Annotated in this window: 23 protein-coding genes; all 23 read right to left on the minus strand. The window is 40.8% G+C overall.

The window, feature by feature from the left end:
• Positions 1-218: 218 nt before the first annotated feature.
• The 23 genes from ACSBPO_RS21310 to ACSBPO_RS21420 all read right to left on the minus strand — a co-directional run bounded on the left by ACSBPO_RS21310 (position 219) and on the right by ACSBPO_RS21420 (position 24,682).
• Complete coding sequence (locus ACSBPO_RS21310) at positions 219-2,459, minus strand: S8 family serine peptidase (RefSeq protein WP_442596906.1); 2,241 nt, start codon at positions 2,457-2,459, stop codon at positions 219-221.
• 166 nt (positions 2,460-2,625) lie between these two features.
• Positions 2,626-3,774 (minus strand): non-hydrolyzing UDP-N-acetylglucosamine 2-epimerase, encoded by a 1,149-nt coding sequence (wecB, locus tag ACSBPO_RS21315; protein ID WP_442596908.1) that lies wholly within the window; start codon positions 3,772-3,774, stop codon positions 2,626-2,628.
• An 85-nt stretch (positions 3,775-3,859) separates the two neighbouring features.
• The gene (gene upp / locus ACSBPO_RS21320; RefSeq protein WP_442596909.1) at positions 3,860-4,489 is read right to left on the minus strand and encodes a uracil phosphoribosyltransferase; all 630 of its coding nucleotides are present in this window, start codon (positions 4,487-4,489) and stop codon (positions 3,860-3,862) included.
• Between the two features lie 203 nt (positions 4,490-4,692).
• Positions 4,693-5,733, minus strand: a complete 1,041-nt coding sequence (locus ACSBPO_RS21325; protein WP_442596911.1) for a DUF5050 domain-containing protein — start codon at positions 5,731-5,733, stop codon at positions 4,693-4,695.
• 364 nt (positions 5,734-6,097) lie between these two features.
• Entirely contained in the window at positions 6,098-7,339 is a 1,242-nt protein-coding gene (gene glyA / locus ACSBPO_RS21330) for a serine hydroxymethyltransferase (RefSeq protein WP_442596913.1), read from the minus strand.
• A gap of 413 nt (positions 7,340-7,752) precedes the next feature.
• Positions 7,753-8,328 carry a TIGR01440 family protein gene (locus ACSBPO_RS21335; RefSeq protein ID WP_442596915.1) on the minus strand — a complete coding sequence of 192 codons (576 nt, stop codon included), beginning with the start codon at positions 8,326-8,328 and terminating at the stop codon, positions 7,753-7,755.
• 17 nt (positions 8,329-8,345) lie between these two features.
• Positions 8,346-8,792: a ribose 5-phosphate isomerase B gene (rpiB, locus tag ACSBPO_RS21340; protein ID WP_442596917.1), complete on the minus strand. Its 447-nt coding sequence runs from the start codon at positions 8,790-8,792 to the stop codon at positions 8,346-8,348.
• A gap of 225 nt (positions 8,793-9,017) precedes the next feature.
• On the minus strand, positions 9,018-10,319 hold the full coding sequence (locus tag ACSBPO_RS21345; RefSeq protein WP_442596919.1) for a methyl-accepting chemotaxis protein: 1,302 nt from the start codon (positions 10,317-10,319) through the stop codon (positions 9,018-9,020).
• A 55-nt stretch (positions 10,320-10,374) separates the two neighbouring features.
• The gene (locus ACSBPO_RS21350; protein WP_442596921.1) at positions 10,375-10,806 is read right to left on the minus strand and encodes a low molecular weight protein arginine phosphatase; all 432 of its coding nucleotides are present in this window, start codon (positions 10,804-10,806) and stop codon (positions 10,375-10,377) included.
• A 158-nt stretch (positions 10,807-10,964) separates the two neighbouring features.
• Positions 10,965-11,516 carry a manganese efflux pump MntP gene (locus tag ACSBPO_RS21355; protein ID WP_442596923.1) on the minus strand — a complete coding sequence of 184 codons (552 nt, stop codon included), beginning with the start codon at positions 11,514-11,516 and terminating at the stop codon, positions 10,965-10,967.
• 181 nt (positions 11,517-11,697) lie between these two features.
• Positions 11,698-12,741: an L-threonylcarbamoyladenylate synthase gene (locus tag ACSBPO_RS21360; RefSeq protein ID WP_442596926.1), complete on the minus strand. Its 1,044-nt coding sequence runs from the start codon at positions 12,739-12,741 to the stop codon at positions 11,698-11,700.
• Between the two features lie 177 nt (positions 12,742-12,918).
• Positions 12,919-13,362 carry a GNAT family N-acetyltransferase gene (locus tag ACSBPO_RS21365; RefSeq protein WP_442596928.1) on the minus strand — a complete coding sequence of 148 codons (444 nt, stop codon included), beginning with the start codon at positions 13,360-13,362 and terminating at the stop codon, positions 12,919-12,921.
• 163 nt (positions 13,363-13,525) lie between these two features.
• Positions 13,526-14,338, minus strand: coding sequence for a stage II sporulation protein R (spoIIR, locus tag ACSBPO_RS21370; RefSeq protein WP_442600422.1), 813 nt, complete (start codon positions 14,336-14,338; stop codon positions 13,526-13,528).
• Between the two features lie 435 nt (positions 14,339-14,773).
• Positions 14,774-15,637: a peptide chain release factor N(5)-glutamine methyltransferase gene (prmC, locus tag ACSBPO_RS21375; RefSeq protein WP_442596930.1), complete on the minus strand. Its 864-nt coding sequence runs from the start codon at positions 15,635-15,637 to the stop codon at positions 14,774-14,776.
• Positions 15,630-16,703 carry a peptide chain release factor 1 gene (gene prfA, locus ACSBPO_RS21380; RefSeq protein ID WP_442596932.1) on the minus strand — a complete coding sequence of 358 codons (1,074 nt, stop codon included), beginning with the start codon at positions 16,701-16,703 and terminating at the stop codon, positions 15,630-15,632. Before prfA ends, prmC begins: the two co-directional genes overlap by 8 nt.
• A 212-nt stretch (positions 16,704-16,915) precedes the next feature.
• Entirely contained in the window at positions 16,916-17,380 is a 465-nt protein-coding gene (locus tag ACSBPO_RS21385; protein WP_442596934.1) for a hypothetical protein, read from the minus strand.
• 138 nt (positions 17,381-17,518) lie between these two features.
• Positions 17,519-18,136: a thymidine kinase gene (locus ACSBPO_RS21390; protein WP_442596936.1), complete on the minus strand. Its 618-nt coding sequence runs from the start codon at positions 18,134-18,136 to the stop codon at positions 17,519-17,521.
• 173 nt (positions 18,137-18,309) lie between these two features.
• Positions 18,310-18,510 (minus strand): 50S ribosomal protein L31, encoded by a 201-nt coding sequence (rpmE, locus tag ACSBPO_RS21395; RefSeq protein ID WP_442596938.1) that lies wholly within the window; start codon positions 18,508-18,510, stop codon positions 18,310-18,312.
• Between the two features lie 304 nt (positions 18,511-18,814).
• Positions 18,815-20,104: a transcription termination factor Rho gene (gene rho, locus ACSBPO_RS21400; protein WP_442596940.1), complete on the minus strand. Its 1,290-nt coding sequence runs from the start codon at positions 20,102-20,104 to the stop codon at positions 18,815-18,817.
• Positions 20,105-20,384: 280 nt separating this feature from the next.
• Positions 20,385-21,350, minus strand: coding sequence for a class II fructose-bisphosphatase (gene glpX, locus ACSBPO_RS21405; protein ID WP_442596942.1), 966 nt, complete (start codon positions 21,348-21,350; stop codon positions 20,385-20,387).
• A 90-nt stretch (positions 21,351-21,440) separates the two neighbouring features.
• Complete coding sequence (locus tag ACSBPO_RS21410) at positions 21,441-22,727, minus strand: UDP-N-acetylglucosamine 1-carboxyvinyltransferase (RefSeq protein ID WP_442596944.1); 1,287 nt, start codon at positions 22,725-22,727, stop codon at positions 21,441-21,443.
• 181 nt (positions 22,728-22,908) lie between these two features.
• Positions 22,909-23,559, minus strand: coding sequence for a fructose-6-phosphate aldolase (gene fsa, locus ACSBPO_RS21415; protein WP_442596946.1), 651 nt, complete (start codon positions 23,557-23,559; stop codon positions 22,909-22,911).
• Between the two features lie 265 nt (positions 23,560-23,824).
• Entirely contained in the window at positions 23,825-24,682 is an 858-nt protein-coding gene (locus ACSBPO_RS21420) for a class II fructose-bisphosphate aldolase (protein ID WP_442596948.1), read from the minus strand.
• Between the last annotated feature and the right edge of the window lie 213 nt (positions 24,683-24,895).

Below are 24,895 nucleotides of genomic sequence, written 5' to 3' on the forward strand. Positions count from 1 at the left end.
ACCATTTCACACCTAGATAAGCATACAATAGTGACTTGTCAATGTCAATCCATTTACAGTGAAAAAGTTCACAATCTAGTCACCGTTTAGTTCACACTTTGTTCACAATTTGTTCACAAATAATTTCCCAAGAAAAACACTCTTTAGTATACTTAAATTATAATGATTATCATCTAATTTTTATTTAAAACAAACCCGTCTTCTTATTGAAAACGGGTTTATTTCCCAAGACCCCTATCATCCGTTTTTTGAATCTCGATCATCATTTCTACCATATCTTCTTTTCTTGCTTTTTTAGCAAAAACTTTTGCTAGATAGACTCCGTTTTTAAACGTATCTGTTAGAGGGATTTCTTTTTCTACCATTCCTTTCTTCACATTTCTGCCTGAATCTAGGAATCCTAAAAAACGATAATCGCCTGGGTCAAAGAGTGCAATCCCAAATTCGTCCGCCCCCCCAGGTAAATATACTTGATAACGCAATGTATTCGGGGCATCTCCAGCTCCATATTCAAAGCCCATCACTCTTGGGTAATCTGGTTCCTCCAACACATAAATATAGGGAAGGTGAATCCTCTTGCCATTGGCCTTCACATTTAAATAGCCGTCCTGAATTTTTTCCTTTAAGTGTCCTGAATCCACCTGAAGCTCCAAATCCACGCTTCTTTTTTCCTTAGGCTTTAACGAAAACATGAGAGGTAAATGCCAACTCATTCCATCTCTTGGCTTTGGCGTTTCAAAATGGTAATGAATGACTTCATCACTTACATTCTCGATTGTCACTCTAGCACGATGTTCATGATTTTGATCTTCCAGCTGAAACTTCCCAAACTGCAGCGAGCCCGGGGAAATAATGGATTCTGCTTGAAGCGCCTCGTCGATTTGAATGCGCCCTGCCCCCTGTTCATACGTTCGATATCGTTGTCCGTTCTGCTTTTGCAAAGGAAGAGCGTTATTCATTAATACGGCTTTAATTTGCTCCGGCGTCCAATCGGGATGGGCTTGTTTGATTAACGCAGCGGCACCTGCTACATGCGGAGCTGCCATACTCGTTCCTTGAAGTGATAAATATCCACCCGGAACCGTACTATTAATCGCTACCCCTGGTGCTAAAACATCGGGCTTAATTTCCCATGTTCTTGTCACCGGGCCTCTTGAGCTAAAAGCAGCCAACACATCCTGCTCCGTTTCTTCCTTAATTCGAATATGATTTCTTCCTTTCTCTATTTGTCTCGCCAATAATTCGCCATCGGCTTTTGAGATTGAAGCAACTGGAATTCCTACATCGACTTGAAGATTGCCGATAAAATGACCAGCTGTATTATTGTAAATAATCACTCCTTTGGCACCCGCTTCTTGGGCATTCATAGCTTTTTCGGTAAACGTTAACTTCCCTCTTTTTAAAAGGACGATTTTCCCGTTCACGTTCTTTAGCTCCGCTTTTTCACCAATCCCACCGGTAATCACTTCCAATGAACGGTCTTTCACCCATTTTTCCGCGCCAATCATCGGTTGCATGTCGGTTTTTTCACGATTGCCTTCTATTAATAAATACGGGACTTTCAATTCCGGTGTTGATGCTCCAACAGAAATTGCCTTAGCAGAAGTACCTGGAGAGCCTACCGTCCATTTATTCGGCCCCGAATTCCCAGACGAAGTCACCGCGACAATTCCTTTTTCCGTTAACTTGTTCAGAGCCATACTGATGGGAAGATCAGGGCCATTAATCGCGTTTCCCAGCGATAGATTCACAATATCCACCTTATCCTTGGCAGCTTGGTCGATTGCCGCTAAAACTTGCTCGGTGGTTCCACTGCCTCCCGGACCAAGTGCACGATAGGCAATAATTTTCGCTTCTGGAGCAACGCCCTTCATTCTTCCATTTGCCGCAATTACACCAGCCACATGCGTTCCATGCAAGGTTGGTTCACCTTGTTTGGCATTAGTCTCCATTGGGTCCTTGTCATGGTCCACTAAATCATACCCACCGCTGTAATTTCGTCTTAAATCCGGATGGGTGTAATCCACACCTGTATCAATCACCCCAACGGTTACCCCTTTCCCCGTTAAACGCTGATCCTGTTGATCAAAATAGCCTCGAACCTTATCACCGCCAATCAATTTGATCCCTTCACTGCTTTCGACCTTATACGTTTGAACGGGCGATACACCTAGTATCTCATGGTGCTGCTTCAGTTTTTCTATCTGTTCGGCCGGACCTTTTACCGAAAATCCGTTCAAAACCTCACGAAAAACATGCCTTACGGTTAAATGGCGATATGGCTTTATTAAATTTTGAATGTCAGAATGAGAGCTTTCTTCTTTTAGTAAAATAATCGCCACCTTTTCCGCATTTGGTGATTCTGCAGGGATAGGCGGGTGAGTAAGGGGCTGTTTACTGATAGCACTGCTTTGAAAAAGTAATGCTAAGCCAGCTGTTAATAGGAAAACTCGCTTCATTCCAAATTCCTCCTCTTTTTCCTTCAGTTTGTGTTGAAAATGGAAGAGTATGCAGGCGAGGGATAAAAAAGGATGCTACTGGTACAAAGTAATTTTTCCAAGAACAAATTTTTTTAAAAAAAAGATGCCAGCTCCACCCAAATTTCTGGATAGTGCTTGGCATCTTTTACTTTGTAATATAATCTTCTGGACGATCTTCCGTTTGCTTAAAATAATAACGAATCGCTTCTCCAATACGTTTTGACGCATTTCCATCACCATACGGATTCGTTGCTTTCGCCATTTTTTCATAAGCTACACGGTCTGTTAATAATTCTGTTGCTAAGTTGTAGATGGTTTGTTCATCGACACCCGCAAGCTTTAATGTACCTGCTTCAATTCCTTCCGGACGTTCGGTCGTATCACGCAGTACCAATACTGGAACGCCAAGTGAAGGTGCTTCTTCTTGTACGCCGCCAGAATCGGTTAAAATTAAATACGCTCTTGAAGCAAAGTTATGGAAATCAATCACATCAAGCGGCTCAATTAATTGAATTCTAGGGTCATCTCCAAGAATTTCTGCAGCGATTTCTCTAACCACAGGATTTAAATGCACAGGATAAACCACTTGAACATCTGGCTGCTCCTCGACAATGCGTTTAATCGCGCGGAACATATTGCGCATTGGTTCACCTAAATTTTCACGACGGTGGGCGGTTAATAAAATCAGGCGGTCAGTGCCAATTTTATCAAGAACCTCTTGATGGTATTCCTCTTTCACCGTAGTTTTTAAAGCATCAATGGCTGTATTCCCAGTGATAAAGATGTTTTCCTTTTGCTTGTTTTCTCTTAAAAGATTCTCCGCTGACATCGCCGTTGGCGCAAAATGTAAGTCTGCCATTACACCCGTTAACTGGCGATTCATTTCCTCTGGGAATGGAGAATACTTATTCCAAGTGCGTAAGCCCGCTTCCACATGTCCGACCACAATTTGATTATAATAAGCTGCTAAGCTAGCAATAAAAGTCGTCGTCGTATCACCGTGAACAAGGACGATATCAGGCTTTACTTCCTTCATTACTTTGTCTAATCCTTCAAGACCTCTTGTGGTCACATCCACTAATGTTTGGCGGTCTTTCATGATATTTAAGTCATGATCTGGAGTAATTTCAAAAATATTTAACACTTGGTCTAGCATCTGTCTATGCTGTGCCGTTACTGTAACAATGGATTCAAAATGCTCTGGGTGTTTATTTAGTTCTAAAACAAGTGGCGCCATTTTAATCGCTTCTGGTCTTGTCCCAAAAATCGTCATGACTTTAATTGGTCTATTCAAAAAGAACACCTCTTCTAATAAGAGTGCCAGAAACCAAGGAATTTAATGTAGCTGAAATTCGTTGGCTCCTGGCACCTTTTTTCTTTTATTTTGTTCCAAACAATCGATCGCCCGCATCACCTAAGCCAGGAACGATATAACCGTGGTCATTTAACTTTTCATCAAGTGCTGCGATGTAAATATCCACATCTGGATGTGCTTCTTCCACCGCTTTTACACCTTCTGGAGCCGCAATTAAGCACATAAATTTGATATGCTTCGCACCGCGATTTTTTAATGAGTTAATCGCCTCAATCGCTGAGCCACCAGTTGCTAACATTGGATCAACTACAATGAAATCTCTTTCTTCCACATCGCTAGGAAGTTTAGCATAATATTCAACCGGTTTTAATGTTTCAGGATCGCGGTAAAGACCAATATGGCCAACCTTTGCAGCTGGAATCAATTTTAAAATCCCATCTACCATACCGATTCCTGCACGCAGGATTGGAATGATCCCTAATTTTTTACCTGAAAGAACCTTTGATTTTGTTTGGCTAACTGGCGTTTCAATTGTAATATCCTCAAGAGGCATATCTCTCGTGATTTCGAATGCCATTAGAGTTGCAACTTCATCAACAAGCTCGCGAAACTCCTTCGTTCCTGTATGCTTATCACGGATGTATGTAAGTTTGTGCTGAATCAGTGGATGATCAAAAACGTAAACCTTTGCCACAGCTTTCGCCCCTTTTCGTTAATCTTGTTAATAGAATTTGTGAGAACCTGTCATTATATGTATGTATCTATCGCATAACACACTTCGTCTAATTTTACAGAAAAAGTTCAGCCAGTTCAACTAATAATCAATAGAGTTTATTTGATGGTAAAAGGAAGTACGCTTTATCGCATTAACGCACCGGGGGTCAGACCCCCGGCGCGTTAATGTGGTAAAGGGATTCTGGAGATTACCTTTACGTTTTCGTCGTAAAAGTAAATATTACCATTAATAATGGAGAATGAGGTTTTATTCGGGATGTCTATGACCTTTTTTATTTCTCCGCCAGTTAATGGCACGCGATGAATTTCTCTTTTATGCCCTTTAAAAGGACTAGATTCGAAATAGGCGTAGCCTCGATAAACATTCACCATTCGTAAATGCGGGTTATACCTCGGCAGCTCCTTAATTAAAGTGGGTTTTTTGCTATTTTCGTTGTATTTCACTAAATACTGCATCAATGCCTGTCGGCTCCAAATCATATAATAGATGTTTCCACGATCAGGGAAAACCTCATCCCTAATCACTTCTAAAAACACAGGAGATTTATGACCGATTTGTTTCCAGACATCTTTTAAGTTGGACTTGTGTGGTTTAGTACTGTTAACCGGATAAAAATCATCCTCCACATACGTACCTTTTTCGGTAATCGGCCAAAGTCTTGGGTAAATACATTTTTTTAAAACATCCGTTCTTTTCGTCTCTAAGTTGGTTCGGTAGATGACTCCATTCTTGTAATTGTCTGGGCAGGTGTTGTCGTAGCCGATTTGATAGAACCACTTTCCTTCCACTTCAAAACTTCCAACAGGAAGATGATCCAAGACAATCTCCTTATTTCTTCCGTCTAAGTCCATCCTTTTTAAGAAAAATCGTTTCTTCTCCCCTGAATACTCATAGCCCAGATAATAAATGGAGTTATTTTCGATTTCGAACTCTGGACTCCAAACCAGCTCTCCCCAATCACTGAGCATCTCTTTCCCACTGCCATCCAATTTTTCACGAAAAAAGGCATTCGTCACTTTCGTTTCCTTTTCCGATTCATTTCTTCCCCAATAATAGACCCAATCCCCATACCAGGTAACAAGTCCATTGGCCTCTCGTGTTACTTTATCAGGGTCAGCCTTATGTTCCGAAGCTTTCGTTACCGAAATCGGGGACAATAGTAGGAATAAAAAAATGGTCAACGCACCATAACGTTTCTTCATTTTAATCACCTCATGGGTTATCTTTCCCAAGAGAATGTTTTTAATATTGGTCTAGCTCCACAAAAAATATCGCATCAAGACCAATAAAATCCGCTAAAGATTCGTATCGGACACTCATTCCGTTATTTTACTAATAACCAGTGCTTTTTTAAAATTAAAGGACTCTGGATCCGTTATCGCATCAAAACTGGCCTTTTTAGTATGAAATATAGCGAATAGCGGAATAGGGGTCCGATAAGTTAGGAAAAAGTGCCTTTTTTTCACAAATAACGGAACCAGAGTCCGATGATAAAATCCCCACTAAAAAATTATTCAAGCCCAAAAAAGGTCCGCCCTCATAAAAAGGACAGACCCTAAACCAATATTATTTCTCAGGATATAATGTAAATTTACTAGTTAAAGCCGCAACACGTTGTCTTGCTTCTTCAAGCACTGCTTCATTTTCGTGATCCTTTAAGGTTGTCGCGATAATTGATGCGATTTCATCCATATCTGCTAAACCAAATCCGCGAGACGTAACCGCTGCTGTTCCAATACGAATACCACTTGTGACGAATGGACTTTGCGGATCAAACGGAATCGTATTTTTGTTCACGGTAATACCGACCTCATCTAATACCTTCTCTGCCACTTTCCCTGTTAAATCTAAACTGCGTAGATCCACTAATAATAAGTGATTATCTGTACCGTCAGACACAAGGTTAATGCCTTCTTTTTTCAAACCTTCCGCTAATTGGTGCGCATTGTCAATAATTTGCTTAGCATAATCCTTGAAGCTATCTTGAAGAGCTTCACCGAATGCCACAGCTTTAGCCGCAATCACATGCATTAATGGGCCACCTTGAATTCCAGGGAAAATCGATTTGTCGATCTTCTTTGCCCATTCTTCTTTACAAAGGATTAATCCGCCACGCGGTCCACGAAGTGTTTTATGCGTAGTAGTTGTGACAAAATCAGCATATGGTACTGGGTTTTGATGTAAACCAGCTGCTACTAATCCAGCAATATGAGCCATATCCACCATTAGATATGCTCCCACTTCATCCGCAATTTCACGGAACTTCGCGAAATCAATCGCACGAGGGTAAGCACTTGCACCCGCAACGATTAATTTCGGTTTATGAGTAAGCGCTTTCTCACGAACGTCCTCATAATTGATGCGGTGAGTAACTTCATCCACCCCATACTCTACGAAATTATATTGAATACCACTAAAGTTCACTGGGCTACCATGTGTTAAGTGACCACCGTGAGATAAATTCATTCCAAGCACCGTGTCACCTTGCTCAAGAATGGTAAAATATACAGCCATATTTGCTTGGGCTCCAGAGTGCGGTTGAACATTCGCATGCTCTGCCCCAAAGATTTTCTTTGCACGGTCTCTTGCTAAATCTTCTGTTACATCGACAAATTCACAGCCACCATAATAACGCTTGCCTGGATAGCCTTCCGCATACTTATTTGTTAACACAGAACCCTGTGCTTCCATAACAGCTTCACTTACAAAGTTTTCAGACGCAATCAACTCGATATTTCCGCGTTGGCGACCAAGCTCTTTTTGAATCGATGCATAAAGTTCTGGATCTTGTTTTTCTAAGTGTTTCATGATAATCCCCCTTTGTCTGACTGTTCGGTTATGTAAATCAAAAACGAATTGCTATATTTCGAAAATTTCCAATACTATATTAACATGAATTTTCGATTAAAAGAAGGTTGTTCATCACTCTATTAGACAAACATTTATTTATAAAAAGGCTCTTTTCGCATAATTGTTGCCTTTAGCTCATCGTTTTGCCCGTTGATTTCCGCTACTGGCACTTGCTTTCCGAGGGGAGGAATGGGAGCCTCCTCCGCTTACAGCCTGTGGAGTCTCCCACTTCCCTCTATTTCCCCAGGAGTCAAGTGCCCTCCGCTCCAATCAACTCATAGTGAAAATAAAAAAAAAACTTAAAAGCAACAAACTTTTCGAAACTACCTTTTAAAAAAGGTCACCCTATTGTAAGGCAGACCTTCTTAACGTTATGAGCAGCTATTATTCTCTTTCTTTTTCTCATAAACCGCCCTTGGTCCACCAATTAATTTTGGCCTTGTTTTTGCTAGGGTCACATGGGCTTCTCCAACTGTTTTTAGAGAAGTACGAACAGGGACAGCCACATGCTTCATATGCATCCCGATTAAAGTGTCACCAATATCAATGCCAGCATCCGCCTTAATAAATTCCACGACAACAGGATCTTGAAAATGTTCGTAAGCGTAAGTTGCCATCGCTCCACCGGCTGTTCTTACCGGGACCACCGATACCTCTTCAAGTTGTTTTTGCTCAAGCGTAGCTCGTTCGATCACTAATGCACGATTTAAATGTTCACAGCATTGGAATGCCAATTGAACTCCTGTTTTCTTTTGAACTTGCTGAAGCTTGCGATAAATCATTTCAGCTACCTCAAGCGTTCCTGCTGTACCAATTTTTTGACCAATTACCTCGCTCGTGCTGCAGCCTATAACAAGAACATTTTTTTCTGTTAATGTAGCTTGCTCAAGAAATTCATCTAGAATCGTCTGTAATTGTTGTTCCCAGTGTTGAATGGTATGAGTCAATTTGCTCACCCCTTCTTTTACAAATTGTTGTTTTCGATTTCGGTAATTTTACCAACGCGGTTTGCGTGGCGTCCGCCTTCAAATTCCGTTCCCAACCAAATTTTTACGATATCACGTGCCAATCCAGGGCCAATCACGCGTTCGCCCATGGCGATAATATTACTATCATTATGCTCTCTTGTTGCTCTTGCACTAAACGTATCATGTACCAACGCGCAACGAATTCCTTTTACTTTATTGGCTGCAATGCTCATGCCGATACCTGTGCCGCAAATAAGAATGCCTCGATCGAACTCACCGCTAGCCACCTTTTGAGCCACTGGTAAAGCGTAGTCCGGATAATCAACAGAAGTTTCACAATCGCAGCCAAAATCCTCATACGAAACTCCCATTTCATCTAACAAAGATTTAATCTCATTACGAATATTGATCCCGCCATGGTCTGATGCAATTGCTACTTTCATGTAAAAAAGCCTCCCCAAATGTAAACGTTTCTACTCTATATTTTGTCATAGTCATCTTAAAAAAGAAAGCCAAGCAAAAGGAGCAACAACGAAAAAACAGTCCACCTCTTCACCGCATTAACGCACCGGGGGTCTGACCCCCGGTGCGTTAATGCGGTAAAGTCACCAGCCAGCAAATAAAAAAAGCTGACCTTGAAATCTCCTTAAGGTCAGCCTTTCTTCTAGTTATAGTTTGAATCTTGTAATCGTTTCTTTTAATTTCTCTGCTTGTCCTTTTAAATCCTGTGCTAAGGTTTCGACACTTTCGATCACAGAGGTTTGTTGGACAGTTGATGCAGCCACCTCTTGTGCACCTGCAGACGTTTCTTGGGCAATAGCCGCTACCTCTTGTGATTGGTTTGAGGTTTGTTGAATACTTCCCATCTGATTATCTACTAAAGTTGTAATCGTGCTAACACTTGTTGCCATGTCATGCACCGTTTTTGTCATTTCTTCAATCACTTCGTTTGTTTTGGTACCTTTAGTAGCTTCTTTGTTAGCCGTTTCCACTTGTAGTGAGATTTGTTTCACCACGTTTTGAACTTCTAGCTGGATATTTTGAATTAATTCAGAAATACCTTGAACAGCTTTTGCACTCTCGTCTGCCAGTTTACGAACTTCATCCGCTACTACAGCAAATCCTTTACCGTGCTCTCCCGCTCTAGCTGCTTCAATAGAAGCATTTAGCGCTAATAAATTCGTTTGTGCCGCAATATCGCCAACTAGCTGAATAATCTCTTCTACCTTTTTTGCATTTTCCTCTAATCGTTTAACCGTTTCTAATGATTGCTGATTATCTTCTGCTAATTTAACAATACCAGATATTAACGAGTGAATCACATCACGAGAGTTTTGTAAATCATCCATCATATCTTCAGAAATTTGTTCAGCTGCTTTAGATTTTTCCTGAACTTCAGCTGCAATTCGAATGACATCATCTAATGATTCAACCGTTGTTTGGATGGCCACTGCGGAATTATCAGCTCCCACTGCGATTTCGGAAATGGTTCTTCCGATGGATTCTGCTTGTTGCGCTGCAAAGGATGATTCTTTCGAAATCGTAATCACCTTATCATTTGTTTCAGAAAAGTTTTCTTCAATTTTATGTACCATGTCTCTTAAACTACCAAGCATTTGGTTAAAAGCTAATCCCAATGCACGGATTTCATCATCCGATTTCGAAATCTCCACATCCACACTTAAATCACCATTTGCCGCTTCAAGTGCCACTTTTTCAAGCTTTTGCAGTGACTTTGTAATAATTCCAGCCGCGATGAAGGTTAGAATCCCCGACCAAATGACACCCATTCCCAATGTGATTGTGGTAAAAAGTGATTCCCCGATTTGCAGGCTATCTTTTACCATTGGATACAAAAAGTAAATAAATAAAGCACTGGTTGTATACGTAATGATGGCCAATATCGTGGTAAAGAAAACAAGCTTTTTTCTAAGTCCATTTTTGTATCGCTTTCGTTTCGGTTTGTCCATTTTCAATTGCTCCCTCGTCAGTTTCTCTCTCTTTTAAAAGTGATTTTTATCTAATTTAAAGTTTCTTTATTATTTTATCGACCACTTGGCTCAATTCTTGATATGTTTTTCGATATATTTCGACATTTCCGCCATAAGGGTCCATCACATCCTGCAATCCTTCCCCTGCAAACTCTTTAATGGTAAAAACCTTATCCTTCGCTTGAGGAAAGTTAAATAAAATTGCTTCCTTATGAGACCCTGTCATGGTTAGGACGAATGTAGCCCACTCAACATCTTCTTGAGTCAGTAAGCTTGAGCGATGATCGTGTTTAATTTGATTTTCCGATAAAACCACTTTTGCATTTTCAGAGGCATGTAAGCCATCCATTGCATATACTCCAGCAGATTTAACTTCTACATCCGGCAATTTCTTGCTTGCTAAAATCGCTTCTGCCATCGGACTGCGACATGTATTTCCAGTACATACAAATAAAATACGAACCATCTAGCTGCCTCCTACCTAAAACGTTTTCATTCTTACATTTCTTCATTATAAGTCAATATTCCCCATTTCAGTAGGAATATTGTTAAAATTTTAGCAAATTTACACATTCCTTTAACGAATTAACGCGCCGGGGGTCAGACCCCCGGCGCGTTAATTCGTTAAAGCAGTAATTTTAAGCCAAAGGCGAGCAGGATGCTTCCACCTAAGACTTCGCTGTATTTACCAAGCCAATTTTGCACTTTGCGCCCTACCAGCAATCCACTCCACGTTAAGATGGTAGCAGCCGCTCCGAAGCAGATCAACACTAGCGCTGTTTTTGCCCCATATATCCCTAAGGTTAAGCCGACGGAAAAACTATCCAAGCTAACACTAAAGGCAAAAACGAGTAAACCAAATCCAACTGGCGTCATGACAGAACTATCATCATCACTTCTAAAGCTGGACCAAATCATTTGAACTCCCAAGACAATTAACAATCCACCGCCTATGTATGTGGCAATTGTCCCAAATTGGTGAGACAAGAACTTTCCAGCAATCATTCCAAGTAACGGCATCCACACGTGGAAAAAACCTATTGTGATGCCAATCTTAAAAATTTGTCTTAATCTCAGTTTAAACATTCCCATTCCAAGGCCTACAGAAAAGGCATCCATTCCTAATGCAAACGCCATTAAAATGAGTGTCAACAACTCTCCCACGACTGCTGTCATATTCAATCTTCGCCCCCTTGGACTTGCTAATTCAAGATATGCACGTCCAAAGGCTTTTAGAAGAAAAAAATGAATACAACCCTCTTAGGAATTATCCGCCAAGTCCATTCACGCCTGATAAAAACCAAGCACAGACATAAGAAAAAGCTCCCCTTTTTAAAAGGAAGCCCCTCCTTCAATCCTATTCCACTAACACTCGATGCCCCGCTGCCTTTTCCAAACGATTCATAATCGCCTGGCCCACACCCTCGTTTGGGAACATCTCACTAAAAATGATATCCACACCAGCATCATTGAAGCTTCGCAACGTTTGATAAAGACGGCTGGCAACCGTTTCAAGGTCCGAACGATATCCACAAGCCAATACCACGTCTGCTTCATACGCTCCAACCTGTTCTTCCGTCGTTAAAACGCCCACTCGAAGCCCCTCCGCTTTTTTCTCAGCCACAAGGCTGTCCAAAAACAACTTCGACCCATTCACTAAATATAACGGAGCATTCGGCGCATAATGTTGATACTTCATTCCCGGAGATTTCGGGGCACTCGCCAAATCGGTTAACGCCTTGTCCATCCGCACTTCACCTATTACCGCTTCCACCTGCTCCTTCGTGATACCACCCGGGCGCAAAATCACAGGGATTCCTTCCGTACAATCGATGACCGTCGACTCTACCCCAACTCCCGTTGCCCCTCCATCCAGAATCCCAGCTACCTTCCCATTTAAATCCTCCAACACATGAGCACCCGTTGTTGGGCTGGGCTTACCTGATGTATTGGCACTTGGTGCGGCAATCGGAAGCTGGCAGCTTTTTAACACCGCCAATGCCACAGGATGATTCGGCATTCTTACCGCTACTGTCTCAAGTCCAGCTGTTGCTTTTTCCGAAAGAGTTCCGTCTTTTTTTTGAAAAATAATCGTCAGCGGCCCTGGCCAAAAGGCACCCATTAATTGGGCTGCGCTATCCGGAATACTCTTAACAAAAGCATTCAGTTGGTTTTTGTCTGCAATGTGGATAATCAGTGGATTATCACTTGGGCGGCCTTTTGCTTGAAAAATTTTACCCACCGCTTCATCGCTTTCAGCGTTTCCACCTAGTCCATATACGGTTTCTGTTGGGATCGCTACCACTTCATTCTTTTTTAAAAATTCGCTAGCCTCCAGCACCTGTGGATATTCCTCCAAATTACCCACAGAGTTATCCACTTTCCAATACTTTGTATTCATCGAACAATCCACCTTTAATACTTGTCATAAAAACGACACAAATCTACAATTTCCGTAGGTTTTCGGCTATTTATGTTTGCAAGTATAAAAGATTTCAAATGCGAACACAAGTTGTTATCCACATTTTGTGGATAAAAAGGGTTATTTAGTGGATAACTTTGAGGATATATCCACAATTTACATCTCTATCTTTAAAAATATCGAGTTATCCACATTTAAAATGTTTTTAATATGCTCTGAACGGTATAAATCTTCTGGCAAACTACTTTCCGGCACGATGGTAAACCCTAGCATTTCAAAAAAAGAGACAGATTCCCTCTTATTTGTTGCTAAAAACAAGGATGTCATCTCTTTTTCTTTTGTTAATCGTAAAATTTGTTGGAACAATAATAGAATATCCTTTTCGGTCATTCCAGCTGTAACAACTAGAGATCGCAGCAAGCCGTTCTCTCCAAATGGCTCTACTCCAATCGTTCCTCTTAATCTACCACTTTCATCTTCTAGTAAAAGAAAATACTCGATTGTTTCCTTTAGACCTTCTGTTCCAAGGTTTGCCTTCTCTAAAAACTGTACTAAAGTCGGCAAGTCCTGCTCACACGCCATTCGAATCATTGTTTCCATCCTTCCCCACTCCTTCTTTCCCTATTTACTCTATGAATATGAAAAAGTAGGAAAAGTAGAACTAGTTTTTAAAAAATAGAATTCACAACTTATCCACATAAATCCGTTCTTCATAATAGAAAAGGTGGTAACGCCTGTTTATCGACGCTACCACCTATATTTCTTAAAACAATCTCATCCACAACTCTTTTAAGAAGAACTTTACCTCTACTTTTTCCTCTGCATCTGCAACAAAAACCGGTTCTTCTTTTTCAGATTCAACTTGTTTTGGTTCAGATGGTTGTTCTGTTTTGATTTCTTTCTTTTCTAGTTTTTCTGTTTTGACTTCTTCCGTTTGTGTTTCTTTTGGTTTCTCTACTATTTCTTGTGGCTGCTCTTCTACTTTTTGTTCTTCCTTTGTTTTTTCAGCGGCTAATACCTTTTTCTCATCTTCAAACCCATCACTAACCGCTACACCGTTTGAAAAATCCAAGAAACATAGTGGAGGAAATAATACGCACCACCAATTGGCGCCTTTTCCTTCTCCTAACGTAATTAAGATGGCCTCGTACTCACCAGCTGGGTATAAAAACTGTCCATATAACTTCGTAGGAAACTGCACTTTACCAAACTCTACATTGACCGTTTGCTGGCTGCCTTCTCGTTTTACTACCTCTTCCGCAATCTTTTGAATTTCTGGTAGTTTTGTTTGTAAAGTAGTTCTTGCATCATTGATAGATGTTAATTCCTGAACCCATTGCGTGATATTTTTATTCACTTCATCTCTTACCATTCTTTTTAAAGCTTGATCTGATTCTAAATCACTATTTGCTAGAATCCGTAGGCGAATCGCTTCCTTTGGAATCACCACCGCTTCACTAGCGGTCACTTCATTCTTTGGTATATATAAACTTAAGATAGTTCCGATTGATAAAATTAAGATATAAGATAATGCCAATGTTTTCAATTTAAAAGTCTTTGTCATTTCTGCCACCATCCCTTTCACATCCTCATTGTGGACAGAAAATCGAAATCTTAAACTAGCAAATGAAAAAAAATCTACGAATCTAGTTTTTTGAGAAGTATTTGCTATTAAAATTGGCTTTGGAGCTACTTTTTTCAATCCTATAACCTTCAGTAGTCCACTTATCCGATTTTTTCGTGAAATTTTTGCTGTAAAACTAGCTTTGGGGCCGACTTACTTCGATTCTTTTACCTCGAACATTTCACTTATCCGATTTTTTTAGGGAGTTATCCGTCTATTTTGGCAAAATATCCGACGATTTCAAGCATTTAACCGTCTAAATGGGCTTTGTTTCCGACTTTGTCACAATTACACCATTAATTTCCCAGCTCAGCGCCAACAAATAACCCTAGAAAACACCACCCATAAACAAAAAGCCGCCCCCATCAAAGGAGCAGCTCCAAAACTCTATCCTATTTCAGCAAACACCATTCGGTCCTTGCCATTAATATCATTCACAACCTCTACACGAGCTTCAGGAAACCTCGACTTCAACATCCGCGCAACCAATTCCCCTTGCCCAGTACCCACTTCAAAGCCGACCAACGCCTTTTCACGCAAAACGAGTGGAAGTTCGTCCATAAAACGACGATACAGATCAAGACCATCTTCCCCAGCAAACAGGGCAGTCTCGGGCTCATGTTCCTTCACCACGACTGACATCCAAGAGCGGTCTCCCTCGGGAATATAAGGTGGATTCGATAAAATCACGTCGAACCTGACACCCTCCTGAATAAACGGCTGCAACAGGTCACCGTGCACGAACTCAACGTCCGCACCCAACTCAGCCGCATTCCCTTTAGCCACCTGTAACGCAGCCGACGACAAATCCGACAGCACCACGTTAGCGGCTGGAGCCTCTAGCTTCATCATTACTCCGATTGCACCGCTTCCAGTCCCAACATCTAAGACCTTCACAGCAGCTTCTTCACCAAAAAGGCGCTTCATCCGTCCCAAAGCACCCAGCACTAATTCTTCCGTTTCTGGCCTCGGTATCAATACCGCTGGAGAAACCCGAAACCTGCGACCATAAAACTCCTCAAACCCGAGCAAATATTGAATCGGTACGCCGGCCTCTCCATGCTGAAACACATACTCTTCAAACTTCACCCATACATCTTCCGCCAAATCCTCACGCATATTCGCAAACAATTGCGCGCGACTCATTCCGGTTAAATGGCGCAGCATGATTTCTCCCGCATTTTCATCCCGGCCTTTTTCCGTTAAAAAAGAAGAAGCCCAATTTAGGGCCTCATACACTTTTTTAGACATCAGATGCTGCTTCAAGTCTACTTGATTGGTCTTCCACGATTAAAGCATCAATAATTTCATCTAGTTTGCCTTCGATGATTTGATCAAGCTTTTGAATCGTTAAACCGATACGGTGGTCCGTTACACGGTTCTGCGGGAAATTGTACGTACGGATACGTTCAGAACGGTCACCTGTTCCAACTGCTGACTTACGAACTTCATCGTATTCAGCTTGCGCTTCTTGTTGAAACTTATCGTAAACACGTGCACGTAAAACTTTCATCGCCTTGTCTTTGTTTTTATGCTGCGATTTTTCATCCTGACAGGATACAACGATCCCAGTTGGAATATGCGTTAAACGAACCGCTGACATCGTTGTGTTAACGCTCTGTCCGCCGGCACCAGAAGATGCAAAGGCATCAAAACGAATATCTTTATCATGGATTTCTACTTCTACTTCTTCCGCTTCCGGTAAGCAAGCAACGGTTGCAGTGGAAGTATGAATTCGTCCACCAGATTCTGTTTCTGGAACACGTTGAACACGGTGTGCACCATTCTCAAATTTCATTTTGGAATAAGCACCTTCACCATTGATCATAAAAATAATTTCTTTGTAGCCACCCAAACCAGTTGGGTTGGCATCCATTACTTCTACCTTCCAACCTTGTGATTCAGCATAGCGGGTATACATACGATAAAGTGTTCCAGCAAATAGCGCTGCTTCTTCTCCACCTGCCGCACCACGGACTTCCATGATAACGTTCTTATCATCGTTTGGATCCTTTGGAATGAGTAAGATTTTTAAACGCGCTTCTAGCTCTTCTAAATTGGAAGATAGCCCGTTTACTTCCTCTTTCACCATTTCACGCATATCAGCATCTAGTTTTTCCTCTAGCATCGCCTTTGCGTCCTGTAGCTGTTCCTTCGTTTCCTTATACTCACGGTACGTTAACACTGTATCTTGAATGTTAGATTGTTCCTTTGAATAGTCACGAAGCTTTTTAGGATCGTTGACGATATCCGGATCACTTAAAAGCTCATTTAATTTTTCATAACGATCTTCTACTGCTTGAAGACGATCAAACAAAGTTCTTCACCTCTATTTTATTTACAGGCATAACATTATAATTATAGTATAGGCGAAAAATAAGGTCAAAGCCAAATCAGAAAGAGATAAAAATATTTTCCATTTTTGTTTATGACATGTAGTTGATTTCCACTCCAGGCACTCACCTTCCGCTCCAATCAACCTCCTCTAAACAACAAAGAGGATAGCATTATGGCCATCCTCTAAAGCTTTTATCTATTTTTCACTCTTACTTCGATATGGTAAGTTGGCAACGCTCTTACTAGATCCTTACGTAATTGTGTTTTGGCTGCATTTCTTTCTTCTGCAGTTAATCGGCCTTTCGGATAAACCGTTACAAACATATCTTGTCCGTTTGTCCAAACAGGGCCAGCTTCAAATTTATTACTTTTTTTCACAATATCCTTAATCTTATTTACTTTTATCCCTTGGTTGTTTACATGTGTTTCATTATCGGTGTTTAAGTTTAAAAAATTGGGATTTTGCTCGGTTACTTCATCTTTATTAAAATTGTCCCTATCCTTATCTTTATCCACAACTTGGTCTTTGTTTTGATGACCATAACTCATAAATTCAACCGCATTATGATTAACATCGACATTTTCATTGCCTTTCATACCACTGCTACAACCAGCTAGGACAACCAAAATAATCAGTAATAGATAGCTCTTTTTCATTCTTACACCTCCATTCTTATCGTGTCCGAGAAAAGAATAGAGTTTTCATAGCAAATAGAGGAAAAACCGCCATCTCTATACTTTCCCTGGTTGCGGCAGGTTAAGTTCTATAGAGAATGGCGGTTTATTTTTTTCATATTATTTTGTACTTACTGTTTCAACGGCTTCCAAAGCGCTTGGCGTTCTTGGAACCTCATGGTGGTGACGGCAACGTGGTTCATATGCTTCAGAAGCACCCACAAGGATGATTGGGTCATGAAAGGAAGCTGGGCGACCGTTAATTAATCGTTGCGTACGGCTTGCAGGTGAGCCACATACAGCACATACTGCTTGAAGCTTCGTGACAAGCTCAGCAATCGATAAAAGATTCGCAATCGGACCAAATGGTTCCCCGCGGAAATCTTGGTCTAAACCAGCGACAATGACGCGATGGCCGCTATCTGCAAGTTGTTGAACGACTTTTGTAATCTCATCATCGAAAAATTGCACTTCATCAATCGCAATGACATCAATAGACGCATCTATATGATCAAAAATTTCCTTAGAGTGAGCAATAGGAATTGCCATCGTAGATGTGCCATTATGCGACACAACCGCTTCGTCCGCATACCGATTATCCAGCTGTGGTTTAAAGACGACAATATTTTGTTTTGCAAATTGTGTGCGTCTTACTCGACGAATGAGTTCTTCTGATTTTCCGGAAAACATACTTCCGCAGATGACCTCTACCCATCCGCTGTGCTTCATAACATACATTGTGCGGCCTCTCCTTCCTTGCCTAAAAAAAATCTATATTTAAAGTTTATGTTTTTTATCGAAATTTGACTAGATGTATTTATTAGTAAACCTTATGTTTTGTACGTTTTGAAATTTTACTAAATAAAAAACAGGCAAGTAGCAAAATCCCTTGCCTGTTTTTGAAAGTAAAATTATTTAATACCGTATTTTTTGTTGAACTTGTCAACACGTCCGCCAGCTTCAGCGAATTTTTGACGTCCTGTGTAGAATGGATGACATTCAGAACATGTTTCGATACGTAGTTCGTTTTTAACAGAACCAGTTTCAAACGTGTTACCACAAGCACAAGTCACATTTACTTTTTTATAGTTAGGATGAATTCCTGCTTTCATTCTTTTCATCTCCTTTTTGCCCTGAGTCTTTCGAAACAGAGTTATATCGATGATACAAATAAGTTTGTACCATTTAGTAAAAACACACTGCTATCATTATAACAAGGGCTAATAGGTTTTGCAACCTGGGATTTTTCACCTTTTTTGAAAGTTGATTTGCGCTCCAGGATACTCGCTTTCCGCGGGGTGGGCGGTGAGCCTCCTCGGCGCTACTGCGCCTGCGGGGTCTCACCTGTCCCACTTTTTCCCGCAGGAGTCTCGCACCTTCCGCTCCAATCAACTCAGAGTGAGCTTTTCCTAATAACTATGATTCCCTGCTAGCCGAGCTTGTTGAGCGTTTGCTTTTCATTTCTTCGCCAATGATGTTGAAAAATTCTTCGTTGGACTTGGTTGTTTTTAGTTTACGAAGGAATTTGTCGACAAAGTCTGGGGAATCGGTCATGGATTTACGGATCGCCCATAATTTATCTAGGTGTACCTTCGGAATTAATAACTCTTCTTTTCTAGTTCCGGAACGACGAATATCAAGCGCAGGGAAAATACGGCGTTCAGCAAGAGAACGATCTAAATGAAGCTCCATGTTTCCTGTCCCTTTAAATTCTTCGTAAATGACATCGTCCATACGAGAACCTGTGTCGACTAAGGCTGTCGCTAAAATGGTTAAGCTTCCGCCCTCTTCAATATTACGGGCAGCCCCAAAAAAGCGCTTCGGTCTATGGAACGCAGCCGGGTCAATACCACCAGATAGAGTTCGTCCACTAGGCGGGATAACTAAGTTGTAGGCACGAGCCAAACGAGTAATACTATCCATTAAAATAATGACATCACGTTTGTGTTCAACAAGACGCATCGCTCTTTCTAATACTAGCTCAGCAACTTTAATATGATTTTCCGGCACTTCATCAAATGTTGAGCTGACAACATCCCCTGCGACTGAACGTTCAATATCCGTTACTTCCTCTGGACGCTCATCAATTAATAGAACAATTAATTCTGCTTCCGGATGATTCGTTGTAATCGCGTTGGCAATCTCTTTAATGAGCATCGTTTTACCCGCTTTTGGCGGAGCCACAATCAAACCACGTTGACCAAAACCAACAGGTGCGAGTAAATCCATGATTCGAGTTGAAATGGCCTTAGGAGTTGTTTCTAGCTTCATTTGACGATCAGGATATAGAGGTGTTAACGCTGGAAAGTGAACACGTTCCTTTGCCGTTTCTGGGTCATCTCCATTAACCAATTCAACATGTAATAATCCAAAATAGCGTTCATTTTCTTTAGGCGGACGGACCTTCCCTGAAACCTTATCACCATTTCGTAAATCAAAACGACGGATTTGGGAAGCAGAAATATAAATATCTTCAGAGCTTGGCGAGTAATTAATCGGACGAAGGAATCCAAATCCCTCTGACTGAATAATTTCCAGAACACCTTCCATGAAAAAGTAGCCTTGCTGCTCTGCTCTTGCTTTTAAAATCGCAAAAATTAATTCTTTTTTTGTTAGTTTGCTGTAGTAAGAAACCTTATACTCGCGCGCAAGCTCATAAAGTTCTTTCAGCTTCATATTTTCTAAATTTGTAATTGATAAATCCATTTTGACACCACTCTTTATTTATTTGCAATAAAACAGAATTTCCCCCATACAAAAAAGTTTAAGGTAAGTAAGGAAAGGAAAAATAGAAGAATACGTTGAAGTTGTTTCAGAAGAAAGTGATCTAAGGTAGATATTATGTTAAGGCAAAACAATTTATATTTTACCCTTTTTTACGGAAAATAATCAACACCTAATTTAAGTGGAGTTCCCAGCCCGCTAATTTAACGAACCAGGAACAAAATAATTTGAAAGGGTTTGCATTTTATTCTATTAAAAAATATTAAGGTTTAATAACTAGATTTGGTTTCTTTTTCAAGCTATGTCTGCCGTCAATGAAACGAACAGTACCTGATTTTGCTCTCATAACCACAGAATGGGTAGAACCATAAGAACCTTTGAATTGAACTCCTTTTAAAAGTTCACCATCGGTTACACCTGTTGCAGCAAAAATAGCGTCATCGCCTCGGACTAAATCTTCCATGCGTAACACACGGCTCACATCTAAGCCCATTTTAATACAGCGCTGTAATTCTGCATCGTTCTGCGGAAGAAGCTTTCCTTGGATTTCTCCACCAAGACATTTTAGCGCAACAGCCGCGATTACACCTTCAGGAGCTCCACCAGAACCAAAAAGAATATCGACACCCGTAAAATCAAACGCCGTATTAATGGCACCTGCAACGTCTCCATCGTTAATCAGCTTGATACGTGCTCCAGCTTCACGAAGTTGGGCCACGATATGAGAATGACGATCACGATTTAAAACCGTTGCTACCACGTCTTCAATGTCCTTATTTTTCGCACGGGCAACAGCTTTTAAATTATCTAGTACAGATGCATTGATATCAATTTGACCAACTGCTTCTGGTCCTACCGCAATTTTATCCATATACATATCTGGTGCATGGAGTAGATTACCATGATCAGCAACTGCTAAAACAGCCAGTGCATTCCATCCTCCAGAAGCAACAATATTGGTGCCTTCAAGCGGGTCCACTGCTACATCGACGCGTTGGCCATAGCCTGTCCCTAACTTTTCGCCAATATAAAGCATTGGCGCTTCATCCATTTCGCCTTCCCCAATTACAACTGTCCCTTTCATTGGGACCGTATCAAATACATCGCGCATGGCAGAAGTCGCTGCTCCATCTGCTTCGTCTTTTAAACCTCGACCCATCCAACGTGCGGATGCTAAGGCTGCTGCTTCTGTGACACGGACAAGCTCCATCGATAAGCTTCTTTCCATCGGTTTTCATCCTTCCCCTTGTTTAAAACTTTATCTATTTTTAGTTAGGCCTTTGTTTAAAAAAGCCAAATGAAATACCTCAGCTCAGCTTTATGCGTTTTTCAGTTGCTCGATCTCTTCTTTTGTTAAATCTTCTCTCCAAATAGTGGCACCCAACCCATTTAATTTTTCAACGAGGTTACTATAGCCACGATCTATATGTTCAAGCCCTGTTACTTCCGTAATTCCTTCTGCCATAAGTCCAGCAATCACTAATGCTGCTCCAGCACGCAGGTCACTTGCTTTTACCTTTGCTCCTTGCAGCTGAATAGGACCGTTAATAATCGCCGTACGACCTTCCACTTTAATATTGGCATTCATTCGTCTCAATTCATCGATATGTTTGAAACGAGCTCCATAAATGGTATCTGTCACCATACTTGAGCCAGTTGCTTTCGTTAACAGTGTGGTCATTGGCTGCTGAAGATCGGTTGGGAAACCAGGGTAAACAAGCGTTTTAACGTCAACGGCTTTTAGTTTTTGCGAACCATCGACATAAATTTGGTCATCATGTGCCTCAATATGGACACCCATTTCTCTAAGTTTCGCAATCAAAGATTCAAGGTGCACAGGAATGACATTATCTATGATAACTCCTTCTCCGACAGCTGCTCCTAAAATTAGATACGTTCCAGCTTCAATGCGATCCGGAATAATCGTATGACGACAGCCATGAAGATGATCCACGCCATCAATACGAATAACATCGGTTCCTGCCCCTTTAATTTTAGCACCCATATTAGTTAATAGCGTAGCAACATCAATAATTTCAGGTTCTTTCGCCGCATTTTCAATAATCGTACGTCCTTTAGCACGTACCGCTGCTAACATGATATTAATCGTTGCTCCCACACTGACAACATCTAAATAGATTCTGGCACCACGAAGTTCATCGGCGCGCAAATAAATGGCCCCTTGTTCATTGGTGACTCTTGCTCCAAGAGCTTCGAATCCTTTAATATGCTGGTCAATCGGTCTTGGTCCTAGATGACATCCGCCAGGTAAACCAATGACTGCTTTTTTAAAACGACCTAGCATGGCTCCCATTAAATAATAGGAGGCACGTAGTTTTTTTACTTTTCCATTAGGCAGTGGCATCGAAATCATCGAGGATGGATCGACGGTCATTTCATTATCCGAAAATTGGACAGTCCCACCAATTTCTTCTAAAAGTGCTTTGAGGATTCTTACATCTGAGATATCAGGCAATCCTTCAATAGAAACAGGTGAATCTGCTAAAATAGTTGCCGGGATTAGCGCAACCGCACTATTTTTTGCCCCACTTATTCGAACTGTCCCTTTCAATGGGTAACCGCCTGCGATTTTAAGCTTTTCCATGTTCGACTCCTTTCTAAGCCCACATATTTTTAAGACTGGCTTTTTTATTGGAGAATACCACATTTAGTATATTTTTCCAACACCTATAGACAGAATCCGACAGTCTCTATTTATTTAGTGTACACGAAAATATACTTTTCATGTATCAAAACCTATTTTTTTTTGAAATAAGCAAAAAGACCTATTTCTCGGTACGAGTGCCCCAATCCTTTAAGAAGGCTTCAATTCCTTGGTCAGTTAACGGGTGCTTAAACATTTGCATAATCACCTTATACGGACAAGTGGCAATATGCGCTCCTCTTAACGCCGCATCTGTTACATGTTGAGGATGTCGGATGGAAGCTGCAATGATTTCTGACTCAATTCCGTGAATCGCAAAAATTTCGGCAATCGTTGAGATTAAATCTAAGCCATTATGGCCAATATCATCTAAACGACCTAAGAATGGAGAAACGTATGTAGCACCAGCTCTTGCTGCCATTAATGCTTGGTTTGCACTAAAAATTAACGTTACATTTGTTTTAATTCCTTCTTTAGATAGAACGCTGACTGCTTTTAAGCCATCCGGTGTCATCGGTAATTTCACCGTAATATTTGGGTGAATAGCCGCTAATTCTTTTCCTTCTTTAATCATACCCTCTGCATCAAGGGCAATAACCTCGCCGCTCACAGAACCATCGACTAATTCTGCGATTTCCTTTAAGCGATCATGAAAAGAAATTCCTTTTTCTTTTGCAACAAGAGATGGGTTGGTCGTCACTCCTGACAGAATTCCAAGAGAATGAGCTTCGCGAATTTCTTTCATATTAGCTGTATCGATAAAAAATTTCATGTTGTTTCCTCCCGTTCATTTTTCGACAGTATTTTCAAAACTTTTAAAAAGAACTGAAACCGCCATTTTCAAAAGGGCGGTTTCACTAAAAGGTTATCAAATTATTGAGCTAACTTTCAAGCTTATGCTGCTTTTCTATTTGTCCAGCTCCAGCGGCTAGCCCCTCGAGGTCAAATAACCTCAAACCATTGAAGTCAAAAAACGACTTCATTGGTTTGAGAACATTTGCTTGTCGGGGCTATGCGAGCCGCTTCCGCTTTTCGGTTTATGCTCTTCCTGATGAACCGAATTCACGCATTTTGCCGATTACAGTTTCTTTAATCGCATCGCGTGCTGGTCCTAAGTATTTACGTGGATCGTACTCATTAGGTTTTGCTGCTAATACTTCACGAACTGCTTTCGCTGAAGCAATTTGGTTTTCCGTATTAACGTTAATTTTTGCAGTACCTAAAGATACTGATCTTTGAATATCCTTTGTTGGGATACCAGTTCCGCCGTGTAATACTAAAGGTACACCCGTTAACTTTTGGATTTCTTCCATTTCAGTAAAACCAAGGTTTGGTTCACCTTTGTATGGTCCATGAACAGAACCTAACGCTGGTGCTAAGCAGTCAATTCCTGTACGCTTCACTAGTTCCACACATTCTTGTGGGTTTGCATAGATAACGCCGTCAGCGACTACATCGTCCTCTTGACCGCCAACAGTTCCTAGTTCTGCTTCTACAGAAACGCCTTTCGCATGAGCGTATTCCACTACTTTAGTAGTAATTTCTATGTTTTCTTCAAATGGATGGTGAGAAGCATCGATCATAACAGATGTAAAACCTGCATCAATCGCTTCTTTACATTTTTCAAAGCTTGAACCGTGGTCTAAATGAATCGCAACCGGAACGGAAATTTTGTAATCGTGTAGTAGTCCTTCTACCATTTTCACAACAGTAGTAAAACCACCCATATAACGAGCAGCACCTTCAGAAACTCCAAGGATAACTGGAGACTTTTCAGCTTCTGCTGCTTGTAAAATTGCTTGAGTAAACTCAAGGTTATTTAAGTTAAATTGACCTACTGCATAGCCTTCTGCATTTGCTTTTTTTAACATTTCTGTCATTGAAACTAAAGGCATTTTATTTCCTCCTCATGCTCTATCTTTTTAGCAATCTTCATGTTAGGTTTACCAACCTTTTTTATCATTATGTAATGTAAAAAGATTCACGCTAAAAAAAGAACTGGTTTTGAAAATCCATTAGTATCATACCAAAAGAAAATAGGAATTACCAACATTCATCACGCAGTTTTGAAAAATGTCATAATGAAAGCGGAACCATACGGAAATGCT

Origin of the sequence: Neobacillus sp. D3-1R (assembly GCF_052180215.1) — a bacterium.
Lineage (GTDB): Bacteria > Bacillota > Bacilli > Bacillales > Cytobacillaceae > Pseudoneobacillus.

What these genes read in the sequence shown, in the direction of transcription:
- fsa (WP_442596946.1), bottom strand. Translation starts at nt 23,559, where the DNA reads ATGAAATTTTTTATCGATACAGCTAATATGAAAGAAATTCGCGAAGCT.
- ACSBPO_RS21385 (WP_442596934.1), bottom strand. Translation starts at nt 17,380, where the DNA reads ATGAAAAAGAGCTATCTATTACTGATTATTTTGGTTGTCCTAGCTGGT.
- ACSBPO_RS21420 (WP_442596948.1), bottom strand. Translation starts at nt 24,682, where the DNA reads ATGCCTTTAGTTTCAATGACAGAAATGTTAAAAAAAGCAAATGCAGAA.
- ACSBPO_RS21345 (WP_442596919.1), bottom strand. Translation starts at nt 10,319, where the DNA reads ATGGACAAACCGAAACGAAAGCGATACAAAAATGGACTTAGAAAAAAG.
- glpX (WP_442596942.1), bottom strand. Translation starts at nt 21,350, where the DNA reads ATGGAAAGAAGCTTATCGATGGAGCTTGTCCGTGTCACAGAAGCAGCA.
- glyA (WP_442596913.1), bottom strand. Translation starts at nt 7,339, where the DNA reads ATGAAACACTTAGAAAAACAAGATCCAGAACTTTATGCATCGATTCAA.
- ACSBPO_RS21325 (WP_442596911.1), bottom strand. Translation starts at nt 5,733, where the DNA reads ATGAAGAAACGTTATGGTGCGTTGACCATTTTTTTATTCCTACTATTG.
- rho (WP_442596940.1), bottom strand. Translation starts at nt 20,104, where the DNA reads ATGGATTTATCAATTACAAATTTAGAAAATATGAAGCTGAAAGAACTT.
- ACSBPO_RS21410 (WP_442596944.1), bottom strand. Translation starts at nt 22,727, where the DNA reads ATGGAAAAGCTTAAAATCGCAGGCGGTTACCCATTGAAAGGGACAGTT.
- ACSBPO_RS21355 (WP_442596923.1), bottom strand. Translation starts at nt 11,516, where the DNA reads ATGACAGCAGTCGTGGGAGAGTTGTTGACACTCATTTTAATGGCGTTT.
- rpiB (WP_442596917.1), bottom strand. Translation starts at nt 8,792, where the DNA reads ATGAAAGTAGCAATTGCATCAGACCATGGCGGGATCAATATTCGTAAT.
- rpmE (WP_442596938.1), bottom strand. Translation starts at nt 18,510, where the DNA reads ATGAAAGCAGGAATTCATCCTAACTATAAAAAAGTAAATGTGACTTGT.
- ACSBPO_RS21390 (WP_442596936.1), bottom strand. Translation starts at nt 18,136, where the DNA reads ATGTATGTTATGAAGCACAGCGGATGGGTAGAGGTCATCTGCGGAAGT.
- prmC (WP_442596930.1), bottom strand. Translation starts at nt 15,637, where the DNA reads ATGTCTAAAAAAGTGTATGAGGCCCTAAATTGGGCTTCTTCTTTTTTA.
- ACSBPO_RS21310 (WP_442596906.1), bottom strand. Translation starts at nt 2,459, where the DNA reads ATGAAGCGAGTTTTCCTATTAACAGCTGGCTTAGCATTACTTTTTCAA.
- ACSBPO_RS21360 (WP_442596926.1), bottom strand. Translation starts at nt 12,741, where the DNA reads ATGAATACAAAGTATTGGAAAGTGGATAACTCTGTGGGTAATTTGGAG.
- ACSBPO_RS21350 (WP_442596921.1), bottom strand. Translation starts at nt 10,806, where the DNA reads ATGGTTCGTATTTTATTTGTATGTACTGGAAATACATGTCGCAGTCCG.
- ACSBPO_RS21365 (WP_442596928.1), bottom strand. Translation starts at nt 13,362, where the DNA reads ATGGAAACAATGATTCGAATGGCGTGTGAGCAGGACTTGCCGACTTTA.
- spoIIR (WP_442600422.1), bottom strand. Translation starts at nt 14,338, where the DNA reads ATGGTGGCAGAAATGACAAAGACTTTTAAATTGAAAACATTGGCATTA.